Raw genomic sequence first — 13,982 nt, forward strand, 5'->3', positions numbered from 1 at the left:
TATTGGCTCAGCGCACGCGCGGGCCGCCAAAGGGCAGCGGCGGCGGCGGGCGGCGGTCGCGGCGGGGCAGCTGCGCCTGATAGGCGTGGCCGCAATGCGCGACGCAGTACGGGAAGCCCGGATTGACCTTGTCGCCACAGAAATGGAAGTCCGGCTCGCCCGGATGGCCGAGCGGCCACTTGCAGATCTTGTCGTTCAGATCGAGCAGGCCGGTCTTGCCCGCGATCGCTTCGCTCGGACGGGCCGGCACGAGGCGGCGCGGCGGGGCCGGGGTGATCGGCGGGCTCTGCTCGCCGGGATTCTGGCGGACGAAGCCACCGGGGCCGACCGAGCGGAGCACGGGGCCGCTGGGCTTCACCGGCGCATCGGGCGCGGCGTCGGGCGAATCGCTTGGGGCAGCGGCTGCGGCAGGCGCCGCAGCGCGCGGCGCTGGGGCCGGAGCCGGCGTCGCGGCGGGTGCGGCAGCGCGGGGCGCCGGTGTAGCCTTGGGCTCGGCCGCAGCCTTGGGCTCATTGGGCTTCACGGGCGAGGGGCGCGCCGGCAGGCCCAAGCGGTGGGCCTTGCCGATCACGGCATTGCGACTCACCCCGCCCAGCTCCTCGGCGATCTGGGTTGCGGTCAGCCCGCTGTCCCACATCTTCTTCAGCGTATCGATCCGCTCTTCGGTCCAGCTCAAAACTTCTCTTCCTTCACCTTGCGGGCCGCGCGGTCAGCGGTTACGCGAACCTGCGATGCGCAGCCAGCCAGAAATCGGTCAACAGCTCCCCGAGCCCGGCGTTCCGGTGATTCGCAACGTCAACTGGGGAGGCTTGCGCACCCTCTATATCAAGGAGGTGCGCCGTTTCTTCAAGGTGCAGCTCCAGACGATATGGGCGCCGGCGATCTCGCAGCTCATGCTGATGGTGGTTTTCACGACCGCGCTGGGTGCGCGCGGCGCCGTGCATGTCGGTGGGGCCGAGGTGCCCTTCGCCGCTTTCGTCGCCCCCGGCCTGGTCGTGATGGGCATGCTCAACAACGCCTTCGCCAATTCCAGCTTCTCGCTGCTCGTCGGCAAGATCCAGGGGACGATCGTCGATTATCTGATGCCCCCGCTTTCCACGGCCGAACTGCTGCTCGGGATCGTCGGCGGGGCGGTGACGCGTGCGTTCATGGTGGGCGGTGCGGTGTGGCTGGCGATGTTCGTCTATCTGGGCAGCGAAGCGGTGCCGCATCATTTCTGGGCGGTGCTGTGGTTCGGCCTGCTCGGCTCGGTGCTGCTCGCCTGCCTGGGCGTGCTCACCTCGATCTGGGCGGAGAAGTTCGACCATGCCGCGGCGGTGACCAATTTCGTCGTCGCCCCGCTCGCCTTGCTCTCGGGCACCTTCTACTCGGTCGAGCGGCTCGCCCCGACCTTCCAGGCGATCAGCCACGCCAACCCGTTCTTCTACATCATCTCGGGCTTCCGCTACGGCTTCATCGGCGTGGCCGATTCGCCGATCCTGATCGGCAGCCTGGTGATCCTGGCGCTCGACGTGGTGCTGGGCTTCGTCTGCTATGCGCTGTTGCGGCGCGGGTGGAAGATCAAGAACTGAACATGGTACCCGATATTGCCCTCGGTGCGATCATAGCAGCTTGCATTGCCGCAGGGTTGTCGTTCCTCGGCTTGATTGCTGCGAAAGAGCAAAAGACATCGGAGTTCAGGCAGGCTTGGATTGATGCCGTTCGCGACGACGTTACTAAGTTCGTTGCATCGTCCAGTCGGCTCGCGACCATTTACTGCTCATCAACTGATGTGGATGACCATACTGACAGGCGTAAGTGTTTTGAAGAAATGAATCTTGCGTTGGGTCGCTTGAAATTGCGCTTGAATCCGAATGAAAATCTCTCGAAAGAAATTATGGCGGCCGTTGATCGCATGGATGCAAGTCTTCATGCGATGGAGGCACACGATGCTAATTCTGCGTCAGAATTTGGTGATGCTGCGAGTGAGCTCATCGCTAATTCTGGTAGGCTCCTGAAAGTCGAGTGGAAGCGTGTCAAGGCGGGTGAACCAATATTTCGCATCAGTAAATGGGTTGCCTTTGCCGTGGCCTTGCTCGGCTTGATCGTTGCGATCGGTCATATCATCAAAGCTTGGTAAATCTGATGGGCCATTGCGATATGGCGCGCGGGCATGCCCCTCGCCGAAACGATTATTGACGCTCCCGGCCCCCCGCTCGTAAACACCCGCCTCGGGCGGTCCCGATAGGCCGCCCTTTTGCGTTTCTGGAGCCTCGTTTCGAGCTTTTTCCTGAGGAGTATGTTCCCATGACCATCACCCCGCTCATGCCCGTCTACCCGCGGTGCGCTGTGCGGCCGGTGCGAGGCGAGGGCGTCTACCTCTATGGGGAACGCGGCGAGCAATATCTCGATTTCGCTGCCGGCATCGCCGTCAACGCGCTCGGCCATGGCCATCCGCACCTCACCAAGGTGCTGCAGGACCAGGTCGCCACGCTGATGCACGTGTCGAACCTGTACGGCAGCCCGCAGGGCGAGGCGCTGGCGCAGCGGATCATCGACGTCAGCTTCGCCGACACGGTGTTCTTCACCAATTCCGGCGTCGAGGCGATCGAGTGCGCGATCAAGACCGCGCGCCGCTATCACTTCGCCAACGGCAACCCGCAGCGCCACAAGCTGATCACCTTCAAGAACGCCTTTCACGGCCGTTCGCTCGGCGCGATCTCGGCGACCGACCAGGCCAAGATGCGCGACGGCTTCGAGCCGCTGCTGCCGGGCTTCGCCTATGCCAAGTTCAACGATCTCGAGGGCGCGCTGGCGCTGATCGACGACGAGACCGCCGGCTTCCTGGTCGAGACCGTGCAGGGCGAGGGCGGCATGACCGCGGGCACGCCGGAGTTCATCCAGGGCCTGCGCAAGGCGTGCGACGAGCATGGCCTGTTGCTGGTGCTCGACGAGATCCAATGCGGGTACGGCCGCACCGGCAAGATGTGGGCCTATGAGCATTACGGCATCACGCCCGACATCCTGACCGCGGCCAAGGGCATCGGCGGCGGCTTCCCGCTCGGCGCCTGCCTGGCGACCGAGGAAGCGGCCAAGGGCATGGTGATCGGCACCCACGGCTCCACCTATGGCGGCAACCCGCTCGCCATGGCCGCCGGCTCGGCCATCCTCGACGTGATGCTGGAGGACGGCTTCCTCGAGAACGTCACCAAGATGGGCGAGCGCCTGCGCCAGGCCTTCGAGCAGATGATCCCGAACCATGATCATTTGTTCGAGGAGATCCGCGGCAAGGGCCTGATGCTCGGCATCAAGATGAAGGAGCCGGCGGTGAGCCGCGACTTCGTCGCCCATCTGCGCGACAATCACGGGCTGCTGACCGTGGCGGCGGGCGAGAACGTGTTCCGCGTGCTGCCGCCGCTGGTGATCAACGAGGATCACATCGCCGAGTGCATCGAGCGCCTGAGCGAAGGCGCGCGGACCTTCGGGATCGCCAGTGACGATTGAACTTCAGATCCTCCCTCGCGCAGCGGGGGAGGGGGACCATGCGCAGCATGGTGGAGGGGGCTTCTCCGCGGGCTCTGACGTGCGGGGAGGCGCCCCCTTCGTCACGCTTCGCGTACCACCTCCCCCGCTTGCGCGAGGGAGGATTTAAGATGACCCGCCATTTCCTCGATCTCTCCGACGCCGGTACCTCGGGCATCCAGGCGATGCTCGACGACGCCATTGCCCGCAAGGCGGCCCGCGCCGGCTGGCCCAAGGGCAAGGTCGATGCCGACGCTCCGCTCGCCGGCCGCGTGCTGGCGATGGTGTTCGAGAAGAACTCGACCCGGACCAGGGTTTCGTTCGATATGGCGATCCGCCAGCTCGGCGGCACCTCGATCGTGATGGACGCCGGCAGCATGCAGCTCGGCCGGGGCGAAAGCATCGCCGATACCGCGCGCATCCTGTCGGGCTATGTCGATGCGATCATGATCCGCACCGACGATCACGCGAAGGTGGTCGAGATGGCGAAATACGCCAGCGTGCCGGTGATCAACGGCCTCACCGACGCCTCGCATCCCTGCCAGATCATGGCGGACATGGAGACGATCCTCGAGGCGGGCTACGGCCTGCACGGGCTCAAGGTCGCGTGGCTGGGCGACGGCAACAATGTCCTCGCCTCGATCATGGAGGCCGGCGGGCTGATGGGCTTCGACGTGGTCGCGGCCTGCCCCCAGGGCTTCCAGCCCTCGGACGAGGATGTCGCCCGCGGCAAGGGCCGGGCCAAGGTCGTCGGCACGCCGCAAGAAGCGGTGGACGGCGCCGACATCATCGTCACCGATACCTGGATCTCGATGGGCCAGTCGCATGCCGAGACCAAGCTCGCCGCGATGATGCCGTTCCAGGTGACCGAGGCGCTGATGGCGCAGGCCGCTCCGGGCGCCAAGTTCCTCCACTGCCTGCCCGCGCACCGCGGCGAGGAAGTGGTCGATGCCGTGATCGACGGCCCGCAGTCGCTGATCTGGCAGGAGGCGGAGAACCGCCTTCATGCGCAGAAGGCGGTGCTACGCTGGGTGTTCGGACAGATCGGCTGAGTTGTTTCGAAAGTTTGGCTCCCTACATTCGGGCCAACTTCCGACAACCAATGCCTCCAGGCATGACCGGCCATGCGCCGGGCAGCGAGGATTTCGACGTGAACAACATCGCCCCCACCACCGATCTCGATCGCGTGACCGGCTTCACCATTCCTGCCCGCCACACCCGCGGCCGGGTCGCGCGGCTGGGGCCGGTGCTCGACGAGATCCTCTCGGCGCACGCCTATCCCGAGCAGATCGAGCGGCTGCTGGCCGAGGCGCTGACGCTCACCGCGCTGCTGGGCTCGACGCTGAAGGGCGGCGAGGGGCAGATGACGCTCCAGGCGCAGACCCAGGGCGGCATCGTCAGCCTGCTGGTGTGCGACTACAAGAATGGCGAGCTGCGCGGCTATGTGCAGTTCGATGCCGAGCGCTTGGCGGAGCTGGGCGAGAGCCCTTCGCTCTACGCGCTGTTCAACAAGGGGCATCTCGCCGTCACCTTCGACCAGGCGGCGACCAAGGAGCGCTACCAGGGCATCGTCCCGCTCGACGGCGGTTCACTGGCCGAGGCGGCGCAGAGCTATTTCCTCCAGTCGGAGCAGATCCCCAGCCTGGTGCAGCTGGGTGCCAGGCGCGACAAGACCAGCGGCAAATGGGTCGCCGGCGGCCTGTTCCTCCAGCATCTGCCGGAGGGTGAGGCGGGGCGCGAGCGGTTGCACGTGCGGCTCGACCATCCCGAATGGCAGCATGTCGAGGCGCTGGCTTCGACGATGGGCATCGACGAGCTCGGCGATGCGTCGATCCCGCTCGAATCGCTGGTCTGGCGGCTGTTCAACGAGGAGGAAGAAGTGCGCATCCTCGCCGGCTCGGCGCTGGCGCGGGGCTGCCGGTGCGATCCGGACTACATCACCAGCGTGCTGAGCAAGTTCCCCGAAGAGGAGCGTGCCGAGATGGCGGATGAGGACGGCGTGATCAGCGTCGATTGCGCTTTCTGCTCGAAGAAATTCCCGGTGAAGCTCGCCGATTTCGTTCCGCCGGCGTTGTAATTCGGCGGAATCCCGCCATATCGGGGCAAGGGCGCGGGCCTTCGGGGCTGCGACGGGAGGACGTGCGTATGTTGTTCAGGCGTATGATGTGCGCGGCACTTGCCGGCGCATCGCTGTTTATTGTTGGAGACGGGCCGGCCGTGGCCCATCGCGCGGCACCGCAGGGCGTGATGGCGACGGTCGAGCGCGGCCAGTGGCTGCTCAAGGAGCGGCTCGGCAGCGAACGCAAGATCTGCTTCACCGCGCCGGTCAACTTCATTCAGATCGCCCATGGCAATGCGCCGTGCGAGCAATTCGTGATCAGCGAGGACCAGCGCGCGGTGACGGTGCGCTATACGTGCACCGGGCGCGGCCAGGGCCGAACCACCGTCACGGTGGAGACGCCGCGGCTGGTGAAGATCGAGACGCAGGGCGTACTCGACGGGTCGCCCTTCGAGCAGGAATATGAGGCACGCCGCGTCAGCGCCTGCAGCTGAACGGGCCTTAACATTTATTTCATTGCTGGCGCGCTACCGTGGCGTTGCTCTTCTTTGAGCACTTTCCTCCCTGAGCATGGGTTTTCCCTATCCTGGGCCGCTTCGGCGGCCCATTTTGCGCCTTGTCGCCTGGGAGCAGCCTATTTTGCTTTGCAGCAAAATCCGGAGTAGGGCGCGCCGATGACTGGCAGCGTTGCAATTGTACTGGTTTCGGGCGGACTCGATTCGATGATCTCGGCCGCGCTCGCGCGCGAGGCGGGGCACCGGATATTCGCGCTTTCGTTCGACTATAACCAGCGTCACCAGATCGAGCTCGCCGCCGCACGCCGCGTCGCCACCATGCTGGGTGCCGAGCGCCACGTGGTGATGCCGATGGACCTGCGCGCGTTCGGGGGCTCCGCGCTCACCGCCGATATCGACGTGCCGAAGGATGGGGTGGGGGACGATATCCCGGTCACCTACGTCCCCGCGCGCAACACGATCTTCCTCAGCCTCGCGCTCGGCTGGGCCGAGGCGTCGGGCGCCCGTGACATCTATATCGGCGTCAATGCGCTCGACTATTCGGGCTATCCCGATTGCCGGCCGGAGTTCATCGAGGGCTTCGAGAAGCTCGCCGAGCTGGCGACCAAGGCCGGGGTGGAGGGCGAGCCCTTCCATATCCGAGCGCCGCTGCAGTTCATGACCAAGGCCGATATCGTGCGCGAAGGCGCGCGGCTGGGGCTCGACATGGGGCTGAGCTGGTCCTGTTACGATCCAGCGCCCGGGGGCTTGCATTGCGGACTGTGCGACAGCTGCCGCCTGCGCGCCAAGGGCTTCGAGGAAGCCGGCATCGCCGATCCGACGAAGTACGCCGTCAAGCCCTAGGAATTTTGGCCATGACCTACAGCGTCAAGGAGATGTTCCTCACGCTCCAGGGCGAGGGCGTGAACGCCGGTGCACGCGCCGTGTTCGTGCGCTTCGCCGGCTGCAACCTCTGGACCGGGCGTGAGCAGGATCGGGCGAGCGCGGTCTGCCAGTTCTGCGACACCGATTTCGTCGGCACCGACGGGCTGGGCGGTGGCAAGTTCGCCACGGCCGATGCGCTGGCCGATGCAGTCGAGGGCTTCTGGGGCGAGGGGGCGGAGGCGCGCTTCGTGGTGCTCACGGGCGGCGAGCCGATGCTTCAGGTCGACGATGCGCTGGTCGAGGCGCTGCACGCTCGCGGCTTCCGTATCGCGATCGAGAGCAACGGCACCTTGCCCGCGCATCCCGGGATCGACTGGGTGTGCATCAGCCCCAAGGCGGGCAGCGAAATCGTCCAGCGCGCCGGCAACGAGCTCAAGCTGGTCTGGCCGCAGCCGGGCACCGATGTCGAGGCGATCGAGGGCTGGGACTTCGCCAACTTCCTGATCCAGCCGATGGACAGCGTGGCGGCGCAGGAGAATATCGAGGCGGCGATCGCCTTTGCGATGGCGCGGCCGAAATGGCGGCTGACGCTGCAGACGCACAAGATGCTGGGTTTGCGGTGAACCCACCTTTAGCTCCCCTCCCCGTAAGGGAGGGGCTGGGGGTCGGTCGCGAGCGTAGCGAGCCCAACCGTCGGCAGGGGACAAAGGAAAGGCCGGGCATCGCGCCCGACCTTTTCCAACCCACCCCAAACCCCTCCCTTGCAGGGAGGGGAATGGCTCAGCTCAATCCAGCAGCAGCGGACCGCACTTCTTGGCCTGGTAAAGGCCCTTCTTCCAGCATTTGTCGTTGCCGAACGGCGGCATCTTCACACCGTACATGCCGGTGATGACATAGCCCGACGGACGATATTGCTCGCCCCACGGGCCCAGGCTCGCGCGCAGTTCCTTGATGCGGTCCTGCGCCAGTTCGCTGAACCGACCCGCCTTCACGAAGACCGCGTCATGGCCGATTGCGGCGGCAGTCTGGCAGAAAGATAGCTGACCCTGAACAGTCGAGAAGCCCGAATAGATACGGGTGCCGTACTTATCGAGCTCTAGCTGGCCCTGCTTCTTGTTCTTGTATGCCCTTACGAAATATTTCTCGAGCGTAGCGTAGGAATCACGCAGCTCGATCGAATGATCCTTGATCAGCGAATTGTAGTTGTCGACCGACAGCAGGGTCGGCTCGAACTGGCACTGGAGCGCGGCGACGTTGAGCGCGGCGCGCAGGTTCCAGGCGAGCGCGGCGCGCAACTCGTCGGCGGTGGCGCCCGGCAGAGCCGGACCAGTCATGCCCGGCTCTTCGCCGGTCACGCGCCCGGTCGCCAGCGTGGCGGGCTTGAGGAAGAACTGCGCCGAAGCAGGCATGGCGGCGAACAGGCCAATCCCCCCGGCGAGCACAAGTGCGATACGCGATGCGAGCATGTTGCCCTCTAAAACTACCAGTTGAACCCCGTTTGCACGGGTTACGGCGTTACGAGTCCGCGTAGAAGCCCTTTTTTACCATTCGGCCCGTGCCATCCCGGCATTTCATCGCAAAAGCGTGCACGGAAACGGAAAAGGGCCGCCCGGTCGCCCGGACGGCCCCTTTCGTCAAACACTCTACCGGGCGCGAATTACATCGCGTTGGTGGTGTTCGTCGTCACGGTCGTGGTGGTGTTCTCGACAACGGCGCCGTTCTCGGTGGCGGCGGCGTCGATGTTGGTGACCATCGTGTCGGTGGTCACGTTCTCGGTCGGAACGACCTCGGTGGTGGTGTTGGTCACGTTGGTCGACTCATTGCTGGTGCACGCCGAGGCCAGGAGGGCCGCGCCGGCGATCATCGAACCTGCAACGATCTTCGAAATGACTGCACGCATGTAGAAAGCTCCCTAGATTATGGATTTGGATTACGGTTACGCCGCTTAATACCCAAACCGGAGTGGACATTAGACGGTTCGGGCAAACCCCTCAAGACTCGAATTTGACCTCGCTCAGGTGAGAGCGTCCAAAAATGGCAAAAATGTGGCTTCGAGCGCTAAATCGAATTGCTCGTTCGTTACCGGCTTGCCGAGCGCCGCGGCGCTGGTGACTGGGAACTCGGCGATGCCGCACGGCACGATCCCGTTGAAATCATTGAGGTTCGGCGAGAGGTTTACCGCAAAGCCGTGCATCGTCACCCATTGCCGGATGCGCACCCCGATCGCGCCGATCTTGGCTTCCTGTCCCGCCTGGTCGAGCGTCCAGATGCCGATCCGCCCCTCGGCGCGGAATGCCTCGATGCCCAATTCGCCCAGCGCCGCGATCACCCAGCCCTCGACGGCATGGACATAGCCGCGCACGTCGCGCTTCCGTGCGCGCAGGTCGAGCATCAGATAACCGATGCGCTGGCCGGGCCCATGATAGGTGTAGCGCCCGCCGCGCCCGGTGCGGAAGACCGGGAAGCGCGCATCGACCAGTTCACTCACATCATTCGCGCTCGTGCCGGCGGTATAGACCGGCGGATGCTCGAGCAGCCAGATCCGCTCGCGCGCTGTGCCCGCGGTAAGCGCAGCGACATGCGCCTCCATCTCGGCCAGCGCGGCGCCATATTCGATTGGAGCTGGCGCGACCCGCCATTCGATATCGTTCGTCATGCGTGCGAATTGCGCACGCCGAAGCGATTGCGCAAGCATTGGCAACAAACTGTCCTGCGGCTAACACCCTTGGGCAAAGGGAGGACATGGGGCGCATGGCGAAGATGGGCACCGTCTGGGATCGGACGGCGGAGTTTTTGAGCGACAATCTCGGCGCGGTCCTGCCCGTGGCGCTGCTCGCCTTTTTCGTGCCGACCTCGATCCAGGGCAGCTTCCAGTCGGTGAAGACCGGTGCGAGCCCTGGGTTCATGCTGGCGATCTATCTCCTCCAGTTCGCCTTCAGCATCCTGTCGCTGTGGGGTTCGCTCACCATCGCCGCGATGGCGCTCGACATCAACGAGGGCCGCGCGCCCGGCGCGATCGGGCGCGCGCGGCTATTGCCCGCGCTGATCGTCTCGGTGGCGCTGTTCGTCGGGATGGCCGTGCTCGTGTTGCCGGTCCCGATCGCGCTCCAACTCGGCGGCTATGACATGGTCGCGATAGCGCGCGGCGAAGTTACCGGGATTTCTTCCGGCATGGGCTTCGGTATCGCTTTTTATCTGCTGTTCCTTGGCGGGCTGCTGCTCTGGCTCAGCGCGCGCCTGTTCGTCACCACGCCGGTGATCGTGCGCGAGAAGCGGATGTTTTCCGCGCTGCGCCAGTCATGGAAGCTCACACGCGGAATGACCTGGCGGATTATCGGCGTGACCTTGCTCTTCGGCATGGTCTGCCTGGTTTCGGTGCTTGCCGCCAACATGGTGTTCGGCAGCATCTTCACGCTCGTCGTCGGCGGGCCTGCGGACGGCCTTTCGCTCGCAGGTATCCTGACGTCGATCGTCGCCGCCGCGGTGCAGACCGGCTTCACCGTGCTGGTCCCCGCCTTCACTGCCAAGCTTTACCTCGCCCTCACGGCAGAGGCCGGGTTGCGCGAGGGCGTGATCAGCGCATGAACCTGCGTTTCAGTGCGGTCTTCGCCGACGCCGGCGCGATGTGGCGCGCCAATCGCGAAGTGCTGTTGGCGGTGATGGGGATATTCTTCTTCATCCCCGTCTTCGCCTTCAACCTGTTCGTCACCATGCCCGATCTCAAGGCCCTGACCGACCAGGCGCTCTACCGCGTCCTGGCAGACTGGTATGCCGCCAACAGCTTCTGGGTGCTGGGCTCGCTGCTGATCCAGTTCTTCGGGAGCGCATTGGTCCTGCGGCTGTTGCTCGACGGCTCGCGGCCGACGGTGGGGCAGGCGATCGGCGCGGTGGTGCGGCTGATCCCAGCGCTGCTCGTGGCGATGATCGGCAGCGCGGTGCTGATCGGCGGCGGGTTCCTGCTGTTCTTCTTCCCCGGCATGTACGCCTTTGGCCGCTGCTACCTCGTCTGGGCGGTGATCGTGGCGGAGCCGCAGCACGGCGTGGTCGATGGTTTCATCGAGGGCCTGAAGCGCAGCCACGGCCTGGGCTGGCGCCTGTTCGCGCTGGGGATGAGCGTGGTGCTGCCCTTCTATCTGATCACCCAGGTCGTCGGCACGCTGCTGCTCGGGCTCGAATCGGCGGGCACGATCGGCGTGGTGGTCACGGCGGTCTGCGCGGCGACGCTCAGCGCGGCGGCCGGGATCGCCCAGCTCCTGCTCCAGGCCGGGGCCTATCGCGCGATCAAGCAGGGGATCTGAGGCGCGGCATCGGCGGCGAGCACGCCCGCCAGTCGCGGATCGGCGAAGGTCTCGACGGTGCGCTTATAGGGCACGAAGCCGTGCTTGCGGTAGAAACCCAAAGCGCCCGGATGATCGAGCGTGCAGGTATGCACCCAGACCCGGCCGATCCCTGGTGCCCAGGCAAGCATCAGCGCATGCGCCATCAGCCAGCTGCCATGGCCCTTGCCCGCCAGCTCGGGCACTAGCCCGACGAACCCCAGCTCGCAGACTCCCTCGGCCCGGAAATCGAGCTCGAGCATGCCGACTTCGATCCCGGCGCGGTCGACCACCGCGAAGACGTGCACCTTCGGGTCCTGGATGATCGAAGCCAGCCGCTCCTCGTCCATCACCAGCCGCGAGAACCACAGCCAGGGCTCGCCGACGCGGCGGAACAGCGCGCGGTACTTGGCCGGATCGGGCACGTTCCAGCGCACGAGTCGCAAGGGTGAATCGGGCAGGGGCCGCGGCCGTGGCCGCGCCAGCATCTCCAGCGCGGTCACGACGGTGGCGATCTGGTCGTTGGCGACCGGGATCAGGCCCATGCGCTGTCCCTGTCCGTCATCCCATTTTCCCTTCCGTCATCCGAAAGCCGGGACCCAGAGCCCAAAAGCGACGCGGCCCGTTACCCTGGGCCCCGGCTTTCGCGGGGATGACGGAAAAGAAGAAATCACGACCATGCAGTGACGGGCGGCAGGCTCATCAGGATCGCATCGATATTGCCGCCGGTCTTCAGGCCGAACAGCGTGCCGCGGTCATAGATCAGGTTGAACTCGGCATAGCGGCCGCGCCATTCGAGCTGCTGCTGGCGCTCCGCCTCGGTGAAGTTCAGGCCCATCCGCCGGCGGACGATGCGCGGGAAGGCATCCAGGAACGCGCGGCCGACATCCTGGGTGAAGGCGAAGTTCGCCTCCCAGCCTTCCTCCCCGGCGCCCTCCAGGTGATCGTAGAAGATCCCGCCGACGCCGCGATGCACCTTGCGGTGGGGGATGTAGAAATATTCGTCGGCCCAGGCCTTGAAGCGCGGATAATGCTGCGGGTCGTGCTGGTCGCATGCCGCCTTCATCACCGCGTGGAATTCCTCCGTGTCCTCGGCATAGGGCAAAGGCGGGTTGAGGTCGGCGCCGCCGCCGAACCAGCGTTTGGTGGTGACCAGGAATCGCGTGTTCATGTGCACTGCCGGCACATGCGGATTGGCCATGTGCGCGACCAGGCTGATCCCGGTGGCGAAGAAATTGGGATTGTCGCCGGCGCCGTGGATCGTCTTGGCGAAATCGCCCTCGAAGCTGCCGCCGACGGTCGAGACGTTGACGCCCGCCTTCTCGAACACCTTGCCCTTGATCACCCCGCGCACGCCGCCACCACCGGGGGCGCCCGACGGATCGGTGCGGTCCCAGGGCGTGTATTCGAACTTCGCGTCCGATCCCGCCTCGGCCTCGATCGCTTCGAATTCGGCGCAGATCGCGTCGCGCAGGCTCTCGAACCAGGTGCGCGCACGCTGCTGCTGTTGGTCGAGCTCGATCATTCCGGAAATCCTCGTGTCTGGCGGAGTGCCTCGGCGAGCCCGATGCCCGCCGATACCGCGAGATTCAAGGAGCGCAGTCCGGCACGCAGCGGTATGCGCACGATCAAATCCGCGCGATCGTGCACGAAATCGGGGGCGCCGCGGCTTTCGGAGCCGAACAGCAAGGTGTCGCCCGGCTGGAAGCTCGCTTCGTCGAGCCGGATAGCGCCCTTGGTGCTGAACAGCACCACGCGGCCGGTGAGCTTTTCGGCGAAGGCACCGAAATCGGCGTGGCGCTCGACTTCGGCGATCTCGCCATAATCCATCGCCGCGCGCCGGCGCGCGGCATCGTTCCACGCGAATCCCATCGGTTCGATCAGATCGACGGGCGCGCCGAAACAGGCGCCGAGGCGCAGCACGGCACCTACATTGCCGGCAATATCGGGCTCGAACAGGGCTAGTCGCATGGCGTTGCTCCTAGCGCTGACTTGCCCGGCGTAACAAGTCGCTCAAAATCCCTGTTGCCGAAGCGCTTGGGCCGCGTCTATCAGGCCAGCTAGCCTATTCGGGAGACACCGAGCGGCTACGAGGGGGGCCTTAGCGCCCGTGTATGCGTCCGTCCTACCCGCGCATCCGTCGCGGCAAGTTCGAAGTGCAAGGGGTAAACATGGCTTTTGAAGGCGATCCGGACGGTCCTGCAAACCCCCGTCGGCGCGATTATCTCCAATATGCCGCCGTCTCGGTGGCCGCTGTTGGTGCAGGCGTCGCGGTGCTTCCGCTGATCAATTCGATGAACCCGTCCGCCGATGTGCTCGCACAGGCCACCACCGAGGTGGACGTGTCGAAGATCGAGCCGGGACAGGCGATCAAGACGAGCTTCCGCAAGCAGCCGCTGTTTGTGCGCAACCTGACGCCGAAGGAAATCTCCGAGGCGGATGCGGTGCCGGTCTCCAGCCTGCGCGATCCGCAGACGCTGGAACAGCGCACGGCGAAGGACCACAAGAACTGGCTGATCACGCTGGGCGTGTGCACCCATCTCGGCTGTGTGCCGCTGGGTGCGGGCGAGGGCGAGAGCCGCGGTCCGTTCGGCGGCTATTTCTGCCCGTGCCACGGCTCGGCCTATGATACCGCCGGCCGCATCCGCCAGGGCCCTGCGCCGAAGAACCTCGAGGTTCCGAAATATAACTTCACGTCCGACTCTGTCGTCGTGGTTGGGTGAGGAT

General features: G+C 65.3%; 18 protein-coding genes. 11 read left to right on the forward strand and 7 right to left on the reverse strand.

The window, feature by feature from the left end:
- Window positions 1-7: 7 nt before the first annotated feature.
- Window positions 8-676: a GcrA family cell cycle regulator gene (locus tag AC1RPL_RS10470; protein ID WP_493069244.1), complete on the reverse strand. Its 669-nt coding sequence runs from the start codon at window positions 674-676 to the stop codon at window positions 8-10.
- Window positions 677-731: 55 nt separating this feature from the next.
- Here AC1RPL_RS10470 and AC1RPL_RS10475 point away from each other — a divergent pair, with 55 nt between their 5' ends.
- The 8 genes from AC1RPL_RS10475 (at window position 732) to queE (ending at window position 7,562) form a co-directional block, all read left to right on the forward strand.
- Window positions 732-1,571, forward strand: a complete 840-nt coding sequence (locus tag AC1RPL_RS10475; RefSeq protein ID WP_493069245.1) for an ABC transporter permease — start codon at window positions 732-734, stop codon at window positions 1,569-1,571.
- A gap of 2 nt (window positions 1,572-1,573) precedes the next feature.
- Window positions 1,574-2,119, forward strand: coding sequence for a hypothetical protein (locus AC1RPL_RS10480; protein ID WP_493069246.1), 546 nt, complete (start codon window positions 1,574-1,576; stop codon window positions 2,117-2,119).
- A gap of 167 nt (window positions 2,120-2,286) precedes the next feature.
- Window positions 2,287-3,483 (forward strand): aspartate aminotransferase family protein, encoded by a 1,197-nt coding sequence (locus AC1RPL_RS10485; protein ID WP_493069247.1) that lies wholly within the window; start codon window positions 2,287-2,289, stop codon window positions 3,481-3,483.
- Between the two features lie 149 nt (window positions 3,484-3,632).
- Window positions 3,633-4,553, forward strand: a complete 921-nt coding sequence (gene argF, locus AC1RPL_RS10490) for an ornithine carbamoyltransferase (protein WP_493069248.1) — start codon at window positions 3,633-3,635, stop codon at window positions 4,551-4,553.
- Window positions 4,554-4,615: 62 nt separating this feature from the next.
- Entirely contained in the window at window positions 4,616-5,578 is a 963-nt protein-coding gene (gene hslO / locus AC1RPL_RS10495) for an Hsp33 family molecular chaperone HslO (protein WP_493069249.1), read from the forward strand.
- Window positions 5,579-5,646: 68 nt separating this feature from the next.
- Window positions 5,647-6,054 (forward strand): DUF3617 domain-containing protein, encoded by a 408-nt coding sequence (locus AC1RPL_RS10500; protein ID WP_493069250.1) that lies wholly within the window; start codon window positions 5,647-5,649, stop codon window positions 6,052-6,054.
- Window positions 6,055-6,234: 180 nt separating this feature from the next.
- The gene (gene queC / locus AC1RPL_RS10505) at window positions 6,235-6,918 is read left to right on the forward strand and encodes a 7-cyano-7-deazaguanine synthase QueC (protein WP_493069251.1); all 684 of its coding nucleotides are present in this window, start codon (window positions 6,235-6,237) and stop codon (window positions 6,916-6,918) included.
- 11 nt (window positions 6,919-6,929) lie between these two features.
- Window positions 6,930-7,562: a 7-carboxy-7-deazaguanine synthase gene (gene queE / locus AC1RPL_RS10510; RefSeq protein WP_493069252.1), complete on the forward strand. Its 633-nt coding sequence runs from the start codon at window positions 6,930-6,932 to the stop codon at window positions 7,560-7,562.
- A gap of 162 nt (window positions 7,563-7,724) precedes the next feature.
- Here queE and AC1RPL_RS10515 read toward each other — a convergent pair whose 3' ends face one another.
- The 3 genes from AC1RPL_RS10515 to lipB all read right to left on the reverse strand — a co-directional run bounded on the left by AC1RPL_RS10515 (window position 7,725) and on the right by lipB (window position 9,595).
- Complete coding sequence (locus AC1RPL_RS10515) at window positions 7,725-8,405, reverse strand: hypothetical protein (protein WP_493069253.1); 681 nt, start codon at window positions 8,403-8,405, stop codon at window positions 7,725-7,727.
- 191 nt (window positions 8,406-8,596) lie between these two features.
- Window positions 8,597-8,839 (reverse strand): hypothetical protein, encoded by a 243-nt coding sequence (locus tag AC1RPL_RS10520; RefSeq protein WP_493069254.1) that lies wholly within the window; start codon window positions 8,837-8,839, stop codon window positions 8,597-8,599.
- Between the two features lie 114 nt (window positions 8,840-8,953).
- A complete protein-coding gene (gene lipB / locus AC1RPL_RS10525) occupies window positions 8,954-9,595 on the reverse strand; it encodes a lipoyl(octanoyl) transferase LipB (protein WP_493069255.1) in 642 nt (213 codons plus the stop codon).
- A gap of 95 nt (window positions 9,596-9,690) precedes the next feature.
- Between lipB and AC1RPL_RS10530 the strand changes: the two genes are divergently transcribed.
- A complete protein-coding gene (locus AC1RPL_RS10530) occupies window positions 9,691-10,524 on the forward strand; it encodes a DUF7847 domain-containing protein (RefSeq protein ID WP_493069256.1) in 834 nt (277 codons plus the stop codon).
- Window positions 10,521-11,237, forward strand: coding sequence for a hypothetical protein (locus tag AC1RPL_RS10535; RefSeq protein WP_493069257.1), 717 nt, complete (start codon window positions 10,521-10,523; stop codon window positions 11,235-11,237). The genes AC1RPL_RS10530 and AC1RPL_RS10535 overlap by 4 nt, the downstream gene beginning before the upstream one ends.
- Here the strand turns inward: AC1RPL_RS10535 and AC1RPL_RS10540 are convergent.
- From AC1RPL_RS10540 to AC1RPL_RS10550, 3 genes are all read right to left on the reverse strand, one after another.
- On the reverse strand, window positions 11,210-11,800 hold the full coding sequence (locus AC1RPL_RS10540; RefSeq protein WP_493069258.1) for a GNAT family N-acetyltransferase: 591 nt from the start codon (window positions 11,798-11,800) through the stop codon (window positions 11,210-11,212). The genes AC1RPL_RS10535 and AC1RPL_RS10540 overlap by 28 nt on opposite strands.
- A 125-nt stretch (window positions 11,801-11,925) precedes the next feature.
- Window positions 11,926-12,780 carry an oxygen-dependent coproporphyrinogen oxidase gene (gene hemF / locus AC1RPL_RS10545; protein ID WP_493069259.1) on the reverse strand — a complete coding sequence of 285 codons (855 nt, stop codon included), beginning with the start codon at window positions 12,778-12,780 and terminating at the stop codon, window positions 11,926-11,928.
- Window positions 12,777-13,226 (reverse strand): tRNA (cytidine(34)-2'-O)-methyltransferase, encoded by a 450-nt coding sequence (locus AC1RPL_RS10550; RefSeq protein WP_493069260.1) that lies wholly within the window; start codon window positions 13,224-13,226, stop codon window positions 12,777-12,779. The genes hemF and AC1RPL_RS10550 overlap by 4 nt, the downstream gene beginning before the upstream one ends.
- A 200-nt stretch (window positions 13,227-13,426) precedes the next feature.
- Between AC1RPL_RS10550 and petA the strand changes: the two genes are divergently transcribed.
- Entirely contained in the window at window positions 13,427-13,978 is a 552-nt protein-coding gene (petA, locus tag AC1RPL_RS10555) for a ubiquinol-cytochrome c reductase iron-sulfur subunit (protein WP_493069261.1), read from the forward strand.
- Window positions 13,979-13,982: the final 4 nt, after the last annotated feature.

It is taken from the genome of Sphingomonas sp. GW821-FHT12D09, from assembly GCF_058807215.1.